This window comes from Vibrio floridensis (assembly GCF_021852965.1).
Taxonomy (GTDB): domain Bacteria; phylum Pseudomonadota; class Gammaproteobacteria; order Enterobacterales; family Vibrionaceae; genus Vibrio; species Vibrio floridensis.
Map to the genome: position 1 here is coordinate 33,664 of NZ_JAKGCY010000010.1, position 15,780 is coordinate 49,443.

The window sequence follows — 15,780 nt, forward strand, 5'->3', positions numbered from 1 at the left end:
CATGCGCTTAGAACTGGTATTTCACGTTGGCCGTGAAGTAGCGCCCCGGCTCAGTGGAATAAGTGGTGTGGGCTTGTGAAATGCCCGCCACGTCTTGATAGCGAATGTATTCATTGTCGAATAGGTTGACGATGGAGGCACTCAACGTCAGATCCTTATTCCATTGATAAGAAGCAAACAGGTCGAAGCTGTGCCACGAGTCCGTTTTGGCGCACGGCACTTCTTGATTGAAGTCATTCACGCACACAGGTACACGGTCCATACTTGCTGCCCAGTTCCACAACAATGATGCAGACCAGTTTTGCTTGGCGTAACTCAGCTCAACGTTACCTTCCACAGGCGTAAGGGTTCGAATGTATTCGCCTTGGTCATTTTTGCCGTCGACATAACCCGCTTTCGTCGCCAGTAACCATTGCTCGTTGATCTGATGGGCAGCCGATAACTCTGCACCATAGGTTTCAACACCGTTGAGGTTTTGGTATTGCTTCAGCGTCACAGGGCCAACCATACCCACTTCTTTGACATCAATGAAATCATCAAATTGTTGGTAAAACAGTGCCACATAAAGGCGTGAGGTACCGTTATCAAACTTATGCCCTACCTCGAACGAATCGCTGGTTTCGGCTTTGAGATCCATCTTAGGAATGATGATAAACGGAGTGAATGGAATGTCTTCATGAGACACATAGCCGTATGCTTTGTCGTACGTTGGCGCTCGGTAACCATGGTTGTACGAAAAATAGAGCTGATGAGCGTCAGCCACTTTTCTTGCGATAGAGAAGCTCGGTGACCACTCTTGACTGTCAATATTCTTCTTCGCAAAGCCGTTACTGTGTCCATCACCATCGGGAGCAAGGCGATGAGCATCAAAACGCAATCCTAACGTGGTTGTCCAGCGGCCATACTGCAACATTTCCAAGCCATAGATGCCCACACTGAGCGCTTTGGCTGGTGTGAACGGTTGTTTGCTGAACGCACTTGAACCGCCCGAAACCAAGGATTGACGCTCAGACGTTCTCGAATAGCGGTTGCTGTTTACTTTCAAGCCATAAGCAAGCTGGTACTCGGTTTGGTCGGTGGCAAACGCTTTGGTCATGTCAGCACGAAAGCCCACAAGCTGGTCGAGAAATTCGTTGTTTTCTAAACTGCGCTTTTGCTCCGTAATGCCATTTTGATCCAGCCTGCCGTAGAGACGGTTGATGTCTTCAACATCCGCCATGTCTCGCCAATACAACTTGGCTTTGGCTTCATCGAACCAAAATGCGTCCATAGGCTGATATTCCAGCCCAGCCGAAACACCGAGATCCGTGACGTGCGAGTCTTCGTAATACTGGTTTTGATCCCATTTGCCATCCGCATGTATACCTGGGCTCCCTTCGCGACGAATTTGCCCTTCACGATAAGCATCTGCGGCAACACTTAACATCAGCGCATCACCAACAAAATGGTTGAGCTGGTAGCTGGCGCTCGCCCCTTCTAACTCACGTTGGTAGTTATCTTGATTGAAGTTGCGCGTTTCCTTTCCTTGCCAATACGCGACCGTCAGCAACGAGTCGGTGTTGCCTGAGCGAAAGGCCAAATTGCTCATCAGTTGGGTTTTATCACTGATGCCAGAGTACGTGGTGGCCACATCAGCATAGAAATCGTCGTTTTTTAAGTAGTCACCCGGCTGCATCGATTCAATCACGACGGTGCCACCCAGCGCGCCTGAGCCGTGAATGGATGAACTGGCTCCTTTCACTACTTCAATGCTTTTGACGTTGACCAAGTCAAAGGAATTACGCCCCACTTTGTCATTGATGTCATTGGCACCAAAACCATCGGCGCTTTGCACGCCATCGCGAACGATCATAATTCGGTTGCCCGTCATACCACGAATGGCGATGTTTTGTGGCCGACCCGCGCCTCCCGTGACACTGACGCCGGGCTCATTACGCAGGGCATCGTACAGCTCTGTTTGGCCTTTTTTCTCTAGTTCTTTACCACTGATCACCGACACAGAGCCCGCCACTTCTGAGAGCGGTTGCTCGATTTGATTAGCCGTCACGACGATCTCTTCCATCACGGCGTGGCCATTTTCGGCGTGCACGAAGTTAGCAGCGAGTACCGACAGTACCGCCGCTGAGACAGGCGTTAGTTTCATTTATTGCTCCGATTTATTCGATGTTTCGATCAGTGAAAGTAAAAAAGCATACTCTTTGGCTTGTTGTGCCAATCCTTTACGCCTGTCCATGGCGTGGCCTGAATCAAAATCCGTTTGCAACAAATAAGGCCCGGTTCCCGTGCTAAGCGCCGCCAGTTTTGTCAGGTACTTCGCCCCTTCCCAATAAGGCACACGCTGATCGTGCCAACCAATTTGCACCAGCATGGGCGGATAAGTGACCGGTTGAAGGTTGAGGTAGGGGTCATACTCTTGCATCGCTTTTCGTTGAGTAGGCTGCTCGGGATTACCCCATTCTCCATATTGCTGCTCAGTCAGCGGTAATCGGCTGTCTGACATGCTGTTGAGCACATCAACAAACGGCACTTTGAGCACGGCCCCTGAAAACAGTTCCGGCTTTTGGTTGATCGCTGCCGCCACTAATGTGCCGCCAGCACTGGATCCCATTAGGTAAATGTCGCGCTGCACCGGCTCAGATCCCTCCCCATTTAAGCTAACATGGCGAAGTGTTTGCGCGGCGGCGACAAAATCAGCGATGGCGTTACTTTTGTGGATCCCTTTCCCTGCATCGTGCCATGACGCGCCAAAGTAGCCGCCCCCTCGAACATGCGCCACTGCGTATATGGCGCCTTGATCAAGTAAGCTGATGGTCTGCGGCATAAAATAAGGTTTCATGGTAAAGCCGTAAGCACCGTAACCATAAAGAATCACTGGGGAAGTTGCCGTGAGCTTGTCACGACGGTACGCCAGCGTGACCGGAACCTCAACACCAGAAGATTGAACCAAAATCTGCTCAGTATGGTACAAATTGGCTTGGTAATTGGCGTAGCGATCTTGGGCAATCTCTTTGATGCTCAGCGAGCTCACGTCGAGCTCTCGCCATGTCGGTGGCGTGGTCATCGACATGCTACGAATGCGCACTTTGTTGCTAGAAAAATCGCCATTTCTCGAAATCCAAGCCGCTTCACCAGCATGATTCAGAGGGATTTGCTTGCGTAGTTCACCGCGGTAGCTTAATACCGAAAGTAATGAATCTGAACCCTGACTCGCGCTCACCACAACACCTGCCGAAAACAGATAAAACTGATTCAGCGTTGTGACGTGATCGCTAAAGCGTTGCCAATCGGTCGGTGTCTGCAACGGAGCCTGATAAAGCTGAAAATCACCAGCATGATTGCTCTGAACAAAAAGCGTTTGCTGGCTGATATCCGCATAATATTCCATCCCTTGCTCAGCTTTACGCAGAACAGCGGAAACTTCTCCAGTGCGCAAGTTGAGGATTTTTTGTTCGCTGCTGTTTTCATTGTTGCTTTGCAATAGCGCGTAATTTGTATCGCTGGCGGCATAAAACGACATCAACCAATCTGCTCGCGTTTCCTGCCATAAGCTGTGCTGACGACCCGTTTCTAGCTCAATCGCCACGATGTTCGATGGACGCTGAGCCTGATCTTTCTCAATCACATAAGCGGTCAAACCATCGCGAGAGAGCAGCACTGGCGTGTCCAAGTCTTGTGCAATTTCAACGATATGGCCTTGCTTTAAATCGACCAACACCGCTTGATATCGCTCGCTACCTTGACGATCTTCGGTAAACAACAAGTGTGTGCGTTTTGCCGATATGGCCCACTCACCCACTTGATAGTAAGCGGTGTTATTTTGTCGCTCGACAAACGAGAACACCACCTCTGCTTGTTGAGTAAGTGGGTCGCGGTGCATCAATTGCAAACTGCCGCCTTGGTTGGTTAGCTTCCATTCCTCTCCTTCACGATAAGCCCATGGTTCTTCACCTTTCTCAGGCTGCATCGCTTGCCACTGCTTCTCCAGCATGTGTGCCAAACTCTCACTTTCAAGCAGTCTTTGTGCTGCAAGCTGATTCTGCTCTTCTAAGTAAGCACGCACTCTCGGTGAACTGCGTGAGTCATCTCGCAGCCATTCATACTTGTCTTTAGCATCCTTATCCGTCACAGAGGAATTTTGAGCAAAACTCAACCCTGCCGGGAGCCATGCCAGCATCAAAAAAAGATGAATAAATTTCATAGTTTTGGAAGTTACATTTATAAAGTAAATGAAAGGACGCTAGTTTGCCCTCAAATGCAAATAACATCAATTATCATTTACCACAAATTAGTGATAATGATCACAAATACAAATGAGAATGGCTATCAATTTAAGTAATTACTCAAATTAATCTCGACACTAAACTCAATGACCAGAAAGGCCAAGCGAGCTCTGTATTCTGAACAGCAGGCAAAATAGATAAGGAGAATGGGCAGTTGGGACAATAGAGCCATGGCGAACACTCACGGCTCATTTCAAGCAAGCTAAGAGCTGCGTAGTTTTAGCTTTGTTCCGTCAAACTTCAAATGACCAAGCAGATTCTTGGCGTTGTGCTTGCCAAGATCATCAAACTCAACACCGTATCGAGCGTAGTGTGTCGAACGTTGTAAGTTACATACCTTCCCTTTCAGTGGTGCGAGTGTTGGGCCACCGACTTTGTTGAGAAAAATTTCGAGCGACACTTCTTCTCCCACCATAAAAATACGGCTCATTGGGGCGGTTACGAAACGGCACCCGCCTCGTGATAAATCTCGAATTTCACATTCCACTTTGGCTTCATTCACATAAGCTTTGGCGGGTAAGTTCACTTCATATCGAGTTTCTTTGCGCAACTGCGATACCAGCATAGTGCTTGGCACACTTAACACCAGCAGCGGAAATGGATCACTCAAACGATGCGTTAACTGACAGCGAAACTGTATGATGGCCCCTTCGCCACGGTGCGAGAGTGCCTTGACGTTAACCCAGAAGCCCTCTTGAAAATAGAACTTGAGATCGTCATCCGATATTTGGGGAATTTCAACCAGTATTGAGTGACCAGAGTGAGTGCCAACGAATAGACTGGTCGTCAAAAACTTGGTTCCCACTGGCGTTGCGACATTGAGTGTGATTTCGCTACCATGCTCAATCATCGCCAGTGCATCGGTGCTATTCAACGACGTTGTGCAACGCTGTGAAGCATTATCAGGCGAACTTAGTGGGCGCTTTTGGATTCTAGCCATCGGTGTATTCATCGTACCTATCCTAGTCAGCCTCACTGGTGCGGCCGCTGTTTTCATTCTATTGAATAGCTATCTAAACTCATTCGAGCCTATTACATAAACATAGCCTATGTACTCTGTTGCCCGATTTTATTTAGAGACTGTTTTTGATTCAATGATAAACCTATAAATTGAGGAGAAGAATTGTGAACCCTATCACCCATGATGCAGAAAATAACCTCTATCGCGTTCATTTACACGGCGAACACTACGCTACCGTCCATTATCAATTGGAAGAGAACAGCATGGCGATCACCTCAACACACATTCCAGAAGCGTTAAGAGGCGCTGGCTATGGCAAAGTGATGATGGAAGCGCTATTACCCGAGATCGCGGCAAGCGGTTACAAAGTGATTCCCGTTTGTAGCTATGTGAAACACTACTTGGATCGCCATCCGCAGTGGCAACACTTACTTTAACTGGCTTACAGTATCCGCTGCTACAACACCAAGTTTGAAGGAAGAAGAGAAGGTGTGGGATGAGAAATTTGCCTTCGACTTCCATTAAAGACGAAGGCAAATTGAAGGTAGTGTTCGAGAGGTGTTTTACATTTTACAAGCGGAAGAAACTCAATTGAGCCTTTTGTTTTTCCGCCAACTGCGACAACTCGCTACTCGCGCTGGCGCTTTGGCTGATACCCGCTACGTTTTGGTTGACCAGTTCAGACATGTTGACAACGTTGCGGTTGATGTCTTGCGTCACTTGCGATTGTTCTTCTGCTGCCGTTGCCACTTGTGCGTTTGAATCGTTGATGTTCGCAACCGCTTCAGTAATACCCACCAAGGCATCGTTCGCTCGTTTAGTCAGTTCATTGTTGCGCTCTAGCATATTCAAACTCTCTTGCATGCTGTCATTGGCTAGGCCAGATTGCAGTTGAAGCTGCTCAATGATCACTTGAATTTCTTTAGTTGAATCTTGCGTACGAGCGGCCAACATACGAACTTCGTCTGCCACTACCGCAAAACCACGGCCAGATTCACCAGCACGGGCAGCTTCAATTGCCGCATTGAGCGCCAGCAAGTTGGTTTGCTCAGAAACGCCACGAATCACTTCAATCACATCGTTGATCTGCACCGATTGCTCTTTCAAGCTCAATACCACGCGCGCGGCATCGTTCAGTGCCGATGACATCTGTTGGCTTGCTTCGGCACTCTCTTTAAAGATCGCCAAACCCGATTTGGCTAAACCGTCTGTCTCGCGAGCGGTGGCATCCGCCGAGGTCGCGTTATCGCTAACGTTATTCGCGGTACTTGCAAGCTCGTTCACTGCTGAAGCAACTTGTTCAATTTCCGCCAACTCTTGCTGCGCATTCGCTTCGGATTGGGTCATAACAGCGGCAAGTTCTGTTGATGCCGACGCCACTTCTTCGGAGATACGGATCAAGTGTTCAACGATACTGTGTAGCTGGCTCGCCGTGGTATTCACGTCTTTGCTGAGGTGCGCAATTTCATTGTCGCCATCGACGTCTGCGCGAACAGAAAGATTGCCTTGTGACAGTTCACGCATCACCGCTTGCAACTTGATCACGGGTGTGACAATCATGCCTGAGAGGAACCAAGCCACCAGCAAAGATAATGCTAGGACACCAAGAACCGTCGCTGTCGCGACATTTTTCACATGAATATTATCAAGATTGCTCTGTTCCATACTTTCAGCGGCTTTTCGATTCACCATTTGTGACATGGTGTTTATTGCCGCCACCATCTCATCGCCCACTTTACGGTAGTCCGCGATAAAACGGTTGTATTCTGCCGCTGAGACCGTGCCTTGATCATTACGACCAAAAAACTCCACCGCATTCATTGAGTGATCAATGTAGCTATTGATTGATTTGCGCACTTCTGTCGCTTCCGCGCGAAATTCGCCGCGTTCAATGATCTCATCCAAATCTTGATTAATTTCTCTGGCACTTTGCTTAAGCTGCGATAAGAAGTTGTCACGACGATTAGCATCGTAAATCGCGTACACTGCGCTAATTCGCAGTGGGTAAACCGAATCATCAATTTTCGCCAAAGTATCTTTATAGAAAACCAGTGAGTTGGTGTTATGAGTAATAACATCTTGTTCAGCTTCGAGTTTGTCTTTGGTGACCCAAAGCGCCACGAGCAAAGCCAACGCGGTCAAAATAACAGGGACTAAAACCTGGGTTCTAACAGACAAGTTTTTTAACGAAAATTGCATGTAATGCCTCAATCAAGAAGGTTCGCTTTACGCCAAAGCCAACCATTTCAGAAAGGGCAAATTCTAGAGCGTGCTCACATTTTTGTCTATAAAAGATGCTAATAATTTCATAATGTTAGCGACATAAAGTCGACCTTAGTCAAAAAGTCGACCATATAATTAAATGTGAAAAAATATAGAAGAATATGTCTTGCAACAAACAGGGTTAGTTAATCGGATGTTCGTACTCGATGATCACTTGATTGCCCTCAACGTAAACATTGCGAATCACGCCATCGACAGTAACTTTATTTTGCAGGAATATCGTTTGAGAAGTCGAAAGATCACGTCGTGATAAGGAAGGGATTACTTTGAATGGCTGGACGTGGAGCTGTTCACACAGTTGATTGATGAAACCAAGAGTAAGTGGGGTATCGCCTCGCAGATAGGAAGAAAACTCGTGATGGTTAAGCCCGAGACGGCGCGTCATTTCCATCTGCGTAATATGCATTTTGGCTTTTTGCGACATCCAAATATCGTACAGCGCGATACGATCCTGCTCAGTAAATTCCATCACCTTTCCCCAATAATCCGATCTGAGTATAAAACTCTCATGACTTAATAACGAAAGTGTTAGTTACAAGTCAAAGAACCGGTGAAATTATGCGGTAGAAACGGTACATATTGCACAAAACTCGATCCCATTCACATCCTATTGTGTCGTAAGGAGCTCATATCAATGAGTCGCATTGGAATTTTATCGGCTCAATTTTTGCGGTGTTGACCAATTATCTGTTACCTTTCTCTTTTTAATTCAAACGATAAGTTCTGAGATATGAATGATTGGTTAATTGAGCTGCAACAAGCACTCTTTAGTAATCACAAGGATTGGTTTGGCAGTGTGCTGTTTATTACCGGATGCAGCGCCATCGCATGGATCGTTTGGCGCGTGGTGGTATCACGCTTACATGTGCTCGCGGAAAAAACGCATCTCCACTGGGATGATCTTTTGCTGGAAGCTTTTAGAACCCCTATCAGCACTTTTATCTGGCTTTGGCCAGGAACCATCTCTCTTGGCATTATCGTCCAAAGCCAAACCGGACAAAGCTTAGCTTGGCTTGGCACCGCGAAACTCATCATGGTGATTTCGCTGCTGGTTTGGATCGTCATGCGCTTTGTTAATCACGCAGAAGAGTATCTCTTAGCAACACAAAGCTACGATGAAACCACAGTGCAAGCCGCTGCGAAGGTGGCGAGATTATTTATTCTCACCATCGGCACGCTGACCATGATGCAGGTGTTTGGCCTGAGCTTGTCTGGTTTGTTAACCTTTGGTGGTGTGGGTGGTTTGATCGTCGGTTTAGCGGCCAAAGACCTTCTTTCAAACTTCTTTGGTGGTTTGATGATCTACTTTGACCGCCCGTTTAAAGTGGGGGATTGGGTACGCTCTCCGGATCGCCAAATTGAGGGCACCGTTGAGCGCATCGGTTGGCGAATGACCATTATTCGCACTTTTGATAAACGCCCTCTGTATGTACCCAATTCGGTGTTTAGCAATATTGTGGTGGAAAACCCTTCGCGCATGCTCAATCGTCGTATTTACGAAACCATTGGTGTGCGTTATGACGATTGCAATAAGCTACCTCAAATCATTGAGCAAGTTCGTGAGATGCTGAAACATCACCCCGATATCGATGCAAATCAGACCTTGATCGTGAACTTTAATAGCTTTGGTTCTTCGTCACTTAACTTCTTCGTCTACACCTTCACCAAAACGGTGAACTGGGTGGAATACCATGGGGTGAAGCAAGATGTGCTACTCAAAGTGATGGAAATTATTCAGAAAAACGGTGCAGATATTGCCTTCCCGACTCAAACATTGAAGTTTGATCCAGTGCAGGCAGGATTGACTGAACCCAACAAGGGGAATCAAACCATGCAAGGTGTTCAGTAAAAAAACTAACAAGCCGAGGTCATGCTCGGCTTGTTACTCTGTGCTATTTGTAGCCTCCGTAGACCAATGGGGCCTCGAGTGCTAAACGTACCTTATTTCTGTGTATCGCTTCTTCAGGCAAACTAATAAAACCGTGTTCTGCAATGGTTTCCTGCCCCTCTTCCCCTAATGTTAAGCCGACAAAATACTTCTCCGCATCGGTGAGGTAATTGCGATTGGGTGGCAAATTAAGGTAAAGATAATAGACGTTAGACAATGGATAGCGACCAGACAAAATCGTTTCTTTGTTGAGGTCAAAACGTTCGCCATTACGGTTGATGATATCAAGGCGGCGTACACCACTCTCAAGCTCTGCATAAACGGTATATCCCATCAGGTTCTTGTCATCGGCGATGGCCTCGATAAGTTGCTCACGCTCAGGATAATACTGGGTAAGCGAGCTTTGAGGCGATTCACACTCCACCAGCTTCGCAAAGTTCAGATGCTTAGCCAGTTCGTTTTCCACCGCCACAGGTTTGATGGTTTGATACTCTTCACCAAGAACCTTATTCCACTGCATTAGCTCTGGTTGATCATGGCAACCGAAGATCAGCTCCAACTCGTCGATGGTTACCCCACCAATCGGATTCTCCTCATTTACCAAGATGGTAATGACGTCTGAAGTGAAAAACAGTTCAGTCGGGCGATAACCATACTTGTGTTCAAACAAGGCGATTTCACTGTCGAGCCATTTACGTGAGCTGATACCCAGACGCGCTTGGTTGTCGATCATGGCGCCTTGCACATCCGCACTTTTTCGCGCAGTGATATCGAGTTCTGCCGATTGGATTAAATCGTTAGCAACCGCCATCAATTCTTGCTCAACCAAAATACGTGAACTTTCCTCAGCCCAAACTCCCGCACTCAACGACAACCCAGCCAATGTGGCGATACAACCATTGATTAATTTCATTTTTGCTCCCTTCATGATTGCCACCCGTTATTGACGAACAGTTCGTTTGAGATTGGACGATTCTTGCTCTGAGGTATAAATCGTCCATTTCGCTTCGGTTTTCATATCTGGCTGGGTGATCACCGCGATGGTACGGCGTTTGCGGTCTTTGAGTTTCTCCGTCAACGCGGTTACTTGGGTGAATTCCTGTTCAGAAATACGCTCTGGTGCGATACCGTTTTCGATTAACGCCTCTTTTAACACCGAGGTGCGCTTTCTCGCCAATACTTGGTTGTACTCGTCGCTGCCTTCAGGGCTGGTGTCGCCGACTAGAATGACTTTTGCTTCTGTGCCTTGATTTAAAATTGCCAGCAACTCATCAAACTCGCTCGATTGATCGAGACGAATATGGGCATCGTCAAAATTGAAGTAAACGGTTTTGATATCCACTTTTTGATAAATCGTCCAGCGAGTACAGCCTTTGCTGTCAACTTCAGTGCCCAATGGTGTGTCTGCACAAATGTCACGCTGGTTAATCACGCCATCTTTATCGCTGTCGCGCAGATCATCGATTTGATGACGAGTCATGGTGGTGTCTGGCATTTGCGCACAAGCCGTAAGCAACATAGGCAACACTGCGCAGGCTAATAAATTCCGTCTCATATTATTTCTCCTTTGCCTGCCATTCTTGTGGATGTTCTACGCGTAACGCATAGGTAAGCAGCCCCATCGCATTGAGTAATCGATACGCAGACAAGGTATGGTCATACTGCGCAGCCACGTAGTTTCTGCGGGCCAAGAACACTTCCACTTTCGCATCCAGCACATCCAATAGACTGCGTCTTCCGACTGAAAATTGTTGGATGTAGCCCTGCTCAGCCACTTTGGCGGAATCCACGTTTTGTTGCAGCAGTTGCTTTTGCTTGGCCAGCATGTCGTAGGCGTGCCAAGCCAATTCCGTTCCTTCTCTCACTTGACGTTCTGTGCGAATGCGAATTGCACGAGCTTGCTCTGCTCGCCATGCCGAAGACTCCACCCGCGCATTGGTTGAACCGCCATTAAACAGATCGTAATCGAGGGTCAACATGATGCGCGCATCTTCATCACGCCCTTCCGCCCCACCGATGTTCTCGTTTTTGTTGGCTTGCAGCTCCAGTTTGATCTCTGGGTAATAGCCACTTTTCTCGCGCTTGATCTCTTTACGCGCCGCTTCAATATCTTGAATGGCGGCACGAATTTCCGGATGGTTGTCTACCGCTTGTTGCACCGCAACCTCACGACTGGGCGGCAGTAGCGCAAGATCAAATACCGGATCCACCAACTCACGAGCGGGTTTGCCGACCAGACGAATAAACTGAGTTTCTAAATCATAAAGGTTGTTCTGCGCAGCAATCATTGATGATTTACTGGTCGCCACTCGCGCTGAAATCTGCGCCAAATCAGAATGGCTACTCAAGCCTTTGCCCGTTCTTTCCAGAATATCTTGATAGATCTCTTCATGTTCGGTGACATTACGCTCGGCCAGATCCAGCATGGTTTGCGCTTTGAGGTATTCTAAATAGACCTTCACCACGTCCAAGGCAACGTTTTCTGCATCAGAGAGTAATGCCAAACGTTCAGATTCCGCTTCAAAGCTGAGACGGTCGACATTGGCGGTGGTTTTCATTCCATCAAACAACAGCTGCGACACTTTCACCCCAAGCTCACTGCGCGTGAGACCACGATCTTCGTCATCGATTTTTCGACCACTGTTGTAGTAGGTTTCCTCGTAGCCGATCGCGCCGTAGAGCTTCACTTGTGGCAGATAAAAGCCCTCGGCACCGTCCATGTCTCGGATGACCGATTGATAGCGCGAGTACTGGGCAAGCACTTCTGGGCTGTAATCAATGGCCGATGCCACCGACTCCTCCAGTGAGATTGCATGCGCATGTGGCAGCGCCAGTGCCCATGACACCATGAGTAATTTTGAACGCATTCCCTTTCCTTTTCTGTTTAAGGCTCTCTTAACGCCGTCTCTTTGGCTCTGAGAAGCGGCTTAAGCCAATAGCTCAATACGGTTTTCTCTCCCGACAATATGTCGACCATCGCCTGCATACCGGGGATAATTCTAAAATTCTGTTGTGATGCGTCATCGGTCATCAATTCAATGTGAGCACGATAATACGGGTCGCCTTCTTCGGTTTTGAGTGAGTCAGCACTCACATACACCACTTTGCCTTTCTGCCCACCGTAGATAACGAAGTCATAAGCGGTAAACTTGACCGTGGCTTCTAAACCAACTTTGACGTACGCAATATCTTGTGGTGCAATTCTCGCTTCCACAATTAAGCGGCTATCGAGCGGCACCAACTCCATAATCGGTTCACCTGGGCGTACCACACCACCAATCGAGCGGATCAAGACATCTTTTACCGTGCCATCCACCGGTGACAAAATTTCCGTGCGGCGCAATTGGTCGGCTATCGCCGATTGGCTCTCCTGCAAGCGCGCGAGCTCAGCCAGCACTTCATTCAACTGACCCCGCGCTTTGGTACGAAAATCAAGCGCAATACCGCGATAATCCGCAATCGACTCGGAATAGGCCGCTTTTTGTTTCTGAGCCAGCACTTTCGCGCTAGAAATATCACCTTGCAGTTTGACGTAGTCGCGCTTGAGTTTAAGCAGCTCCACTTCGGCCACCGCCCCCGTTTTCACAACATCTTCCAGCATGTTGAGCTCTTTCTGCACAATCGCCATGCTGTTTTCCAAGGTGCGAATGCTGTTTAACGTATCTTGATAGGCTTGAGACTGCTGCTCAATACGCAGGGCGGATTCTTCCAGCTCCGAGTCCAACTGTTCCAAACGTTGATGGTAGTTTTCTCGCGCATTAAACTCGGCGCGAGTGACTTCATCTTGCCCACTTGGGTAAGGTTGCTTGGCAATGCGCACTTGTTGCTGCCAATCCGTGGCTCGCCCGTCAACCACAATGCTTTGCAGCTCGAGATCCAAACGCTTTTTCTGCGCGAGCAAGGTCTGCAATTGCTGATCCGACTCTTGGTAAGAAGCGCGAAAGCGAGTGTCATCGAGAACCATCAACGGCTGCCCTTTCACCACTTGTTCCCCTTGCGACACCAACACTTGCTTAATGATGCCGCCTTCCAAACTTTGTATGGTTTGAATCGACAAGCTTGGCACCACTTTGCCATCGCCTACCACTACCTCATCTAGGGTCGCCCATGAGGCCCAAACCCCTATCGCCAACACCAACGCAGCGCAAAGCCAAATGAGACGACGAGAACGGTAAGCAATGCGGTTATTCGACCACATGATCTGACTGCTCATGATTGCCCTCCTTTGACCACACTCACTGATTTCACTCGGCTGCGCACTCTTGCTGAACCTTGTTGCGTGAAGATCTCATGCGGGGTGCCTTGTGCCACCAATTTACCTTTATCGAGCACCAAAATGCGATCGCAAAGGGTAAGAAAACTCTGCTTATGTGAACTGATGACCAAGGTTTTGTCCGCTGGCAAACGCTGTAAAGCGTGGAAAAAACGCTCTTCTGCCGCTTTGTCTAATGCACTGGTGGGTTCGTCCAAAAGCAACATCGCAGGATCGCGATAGATCGCGCGAGCGATCGCCACTGCCTGACGCTGCCCCCCAGAGAGAAAACGCCCCTGCTCACCCACCTGAGTTTCTAAGCCATTCGCCAAGCGAGGCATGTAATCATTGAGACCAGAGAGCATCACCGCATTGAGTAGTCTTTGCTCATCAATGCTTTGGTCGCCAAAGGTGATGTTTTCGTAGATGGTGCCATAAATCAGCCCAGGGTTTTGACCAACCCAGCCAATCCCCGCACGAATAACACTGGGCGGCCATAACTGCGCATCAATGGTTTCGTAATACATTTGCCCAGCGGTTGGCAGCAACTGACGAGCAAGCAACGCCATTAAGGTAGACTTTCCTGAGCCAGCATTGCCGATAACACCGATTTTCTCACCCGCCTTGATATCCAATGAAATCGCTTCCAACGCGTGGATCTGCATCTCTGGGTAGGCGAAGCTGACGTTTCGCAAAGCGACATTCCCGTGGAACTCGCCTCTGTCCATCACTTGATGTGACGTAGATTCTTGAGGCGTGGCCATGATCTGGTTGAGCCCTTCCATTGCGGTTTGCGTCTGCTGGTAACGCAGCATCAGCATAGAAAGCTGGTTAATCGAAGACGCTGCACGCCCGCTGAGCATCACAATGGCAATCAAGCCTCCCATGCTCAATAGCCCTTCGGCAATCTGATACACGCCGAAAATGATCAAGGCGATCGTCACCACTTGCTGGCTCGACATAATGGAGTGAGAAACGATGTTGGAATAAAAACGCGAACGGGTTTGCCATTCCGACAACGCAGAAACCGTCTGTTCCCAGCGTTTTTGTGTCATCCCTTCAGCATTGTTTTGCTTGATATCCGTTAACGCTGACAGGCTATCGTAGACATGGGCTTGGCGTTGCGTAGAAAGGCGCGCCGATTCGGTAAAGGTTTGTGCAAGGCGACCTTTCATCACAAAACTGAGCAACAATAACGCCGCCATAACCGCCAGCGGGATCAACATCATCGCGCCGCCTAACCAGCCAATCAGCAGGAGGAAGAACAGCGTAAACGGCAGATCCACTAAAGTAACCAGTGACACTGAGGTGAGGAAATCTTTGACGCTATCGAAATCTTGCAACTGGCGGGCAAATGCCCCCACCGACTGAGGTCGCTGCTCAAGGCGCATCCCCAACACTTTTTGGAACAATTGCGCTGACAGTTTGTTTTCGACATAGCGCCCCGCCATATCGGTCACTGAGCTGCGCGCTTCTCGTAATACCCAATCAAACACCACCACGATGATGACACCGACAGAAAGCACCCAAAGGGTATGGAAGGCTTGATTCGGCACCACGCGGTCGTAGACGTTCATAGTAAACAGTGGCACCACCATCGCCAGCAGGTTAATAACAAACGAAGCCAGTAAGAGATCACGATACCAAGGCCGCACTTCCATCAGCACTTGGCGAAACCAATGAACGGGCTTTTCTTCAATCAAACTTTCCACACGGCCATCAGCGGTAACCTGTGTCGAAAGCTGCCATACCCCCTCTTTCACTCGCGTTTTCAGCTCATCCAAGCTCAAGGTTACGTCACTATTGGCCAGATGTGGCGATACACAGCGGTAGTGCTCGCCTTCTCGCCCTAAAATCAGCAGTGGGTTGCCTTGTTTTTCCACGGCTAAGCAAGGCAAAGTGGCCTGTTCCAGCAGCGACAAGCTGGTGAGGCCGACTTCTAGCTGTGCTTGCTCTGCCGCTCGTTGAAACAAGGCTTCACTCAATTGGCCATTTTCAAGAGGCAAACCATTGACCACCTTCAGGGCGTGACAACGAATACCAAAATGTTGGCATGCCCAAAGAATGGCCGTTAACCAGTGATCTTGTCTCTCTTCCACGATAGTGTTCATACCAC

The 15,780-nt window shown here is 48.5% G+C and carries 12 protein-coding genes; 2 read left to right on the forward strand and 10 right to left on the reverse strand.

Going from position 1 to position 15,780, the window contains the following annotated elements; all coding sequences use genetic code 11:
- Positions 1-7 precede the first annotated feature (7 nt).
- The 3 genes from LZU85_RS14810 to LZU85_RS14820 all read right to left on the reverse strand — a co-directional run bounded on the left by LZU85_RS14810 (position 8) and on the right by LZU85_RS14820 (position 5,232).
- On the reverse strand, positions 8-2,143 hold the full coding sequence (locus LZU85_RS14810) for a TonB-dependent hemoglobin/transferrin/lactoferrin family receptor (RefSeq protein WP_237287468.1): 2,136 nt from the start codon (positions 2,141-2,143) through the stop codon (positions 8-10).
- Positions 2,144-4,198, reverse strand: coding sequence for a prolyl oligopeptidase family serine peptidase (locus LZU85_RS14815; RefSeq protein WP_237287469.1), 2,055 nt, complete (start codon positions 4,196-4,198; stop codon positions 2,144-2,146).
- Between the two features lie 284 nt (positions 4,199-4,482).
- Entirely contained in the window at positions 4,483-5,232 is a 750-nt protein-coding gene (locus tag LZU85_RS14820) for a flagellar brake protein (RefSeq protein WP_176299454.1), read from the reverse strand.
- Positions 5,233-5,402: 170 nt separating this feature from the next.
- Here LZU85_RS14820 and LZU85_RS14825 point away from each other — a divergent pair, with 170 nt between their 5' ends.
- Positions 5,403-5,678: an N-acetyltransferase gene (locus LZU85_RS14825; protein WP_176299475.1), complete on the forward strand. Its 276-nt coding sequence runs from the start codon at positions 5,403-5,405 to the stop codon at positions 5,676-5,678.
- A gap of 133 nt (positions 5,679-5,811) precedes the next feature.
- Here LZU85_RS14825 and LZU85_RS14830 read toward each other — a convergent pair whose 3' ends face one another.
- The gene (locus LZU85_RS14830) at positions 5,812-7,440 is read right to left on the reverse strand and encodes a methyl-accepting chemotaxis protein (RefSeq protein WP_237287470.1); all 1,629 of its coding nucleotides are present in this window, start codon (positions 7,438-7,440) and stop codon (positions 5,812-5,814) included.
- A gap of 205 nt (positions 7,441-7,645) precedes the next feature.
- Positions 7,646-7,993, reverse strand: a complete 348-nt coding sequence (locus LZU85_RS14835; protein ID WP_176299456.1) for an XRE family transcriptional regulator — start codon at positions 7,991-7,993, stop codon at positions 7,646-7,648.
- Between the two features lie 261 nt (positions 7,994-8,254).
- On the opposite strand from LZU85_RS14835, the gene LZU85_RS14840 reads away from it, so the two are divergent.
- On the forward strand, positions 8,255-9,373 hold the full coding sequence (locus LZU85_RS14840) for a mechanosensitive ion channel family protein (RefSeq protein ID WP_237287472.1): 1,119 nt from the start codon (positions 8,255-8,257) through the stop codon (positions 9,371-9,373).
- A 43-nt stretch (positions 9,374-9,416) separates the two neighbouring features.
- On the opposite strand, the gene LZU85_RS14845 is transcribed toward LZU85_RS14840, so the two are convergent.
- From LZU85_RS14845 to LZU85_RS14865, 5 genes are read right to left on the reverse strand one after another with little or no spacing between them, the layout of a single operon-like run.
- Positions 9,417-10,325: a PstS family phosphate ABC transporter substrate-binding protein gene (locus LZU85_RS14845; RefSeq protein WP_237287474.1), complete on the reverse strand. Its 909-nt coding sequence runs from the start codon at positions 10,323-10,325 to the stop codon at positions 9,417-9,419.
- Between the two features lie 27 nt (positions 10,326-10,352).
- Positions 10,353-10,967 (reverse strand): OmpA family protein, encoded by a 615-nt coding sequence (locus LZU85_RS14850; protein ID WP_237287476.1) that lies wholly within the window; start codon positions 10,965-10,967, stop codon positions 10,353-10,355.
- A gap of 1 nt (position 10,968) precedes the next feature.
- Positions 10,969-12,279 carry a TolC family outer membrane protein gene (locus LZU85_RS14855; RefSeq protein WP_011151735.1) on the reverse strand — a complete coding sequence of 437 codons (1,311 nt, stop codon included), beginning with the start codon at positions 12,277-12,279 and terminating at the stop codon, positions 10,969-10,971.
- 17 nt (positions 12,280-12,296) lie between these two features.
- Positions 12,297-13,625 carry an HlyD family type I secretion periplasmic adaptor subunit gene (locus LZU85_RS14860; RefSeq protein WP_237287485.1) on the reverse strand — a complete coding sequence of 443 codons (1,329 nt, stop codon included), beginning with the start codon at positions 13,623-13,625 and terminating at the stop codon, positions 12,297-12,299.
- Positions 13,622-15,775, reverse strand: a complete 2,154-nt coding sequence (locus LZU85_RS14865; RefSeq protein WP_237287487.1) for a type I secretion system permease/ATPase — start codon at positions 15,773-15,775, stop codon at positions 13,622-13,624. Before LZU85_RS14865 ends, LZU85_RS14860 begins: the two co-directional genes overlap by 4 nt.
- Between the last annotated feature and the right edge of the window lie 5 nt (positions 15,776-15,780).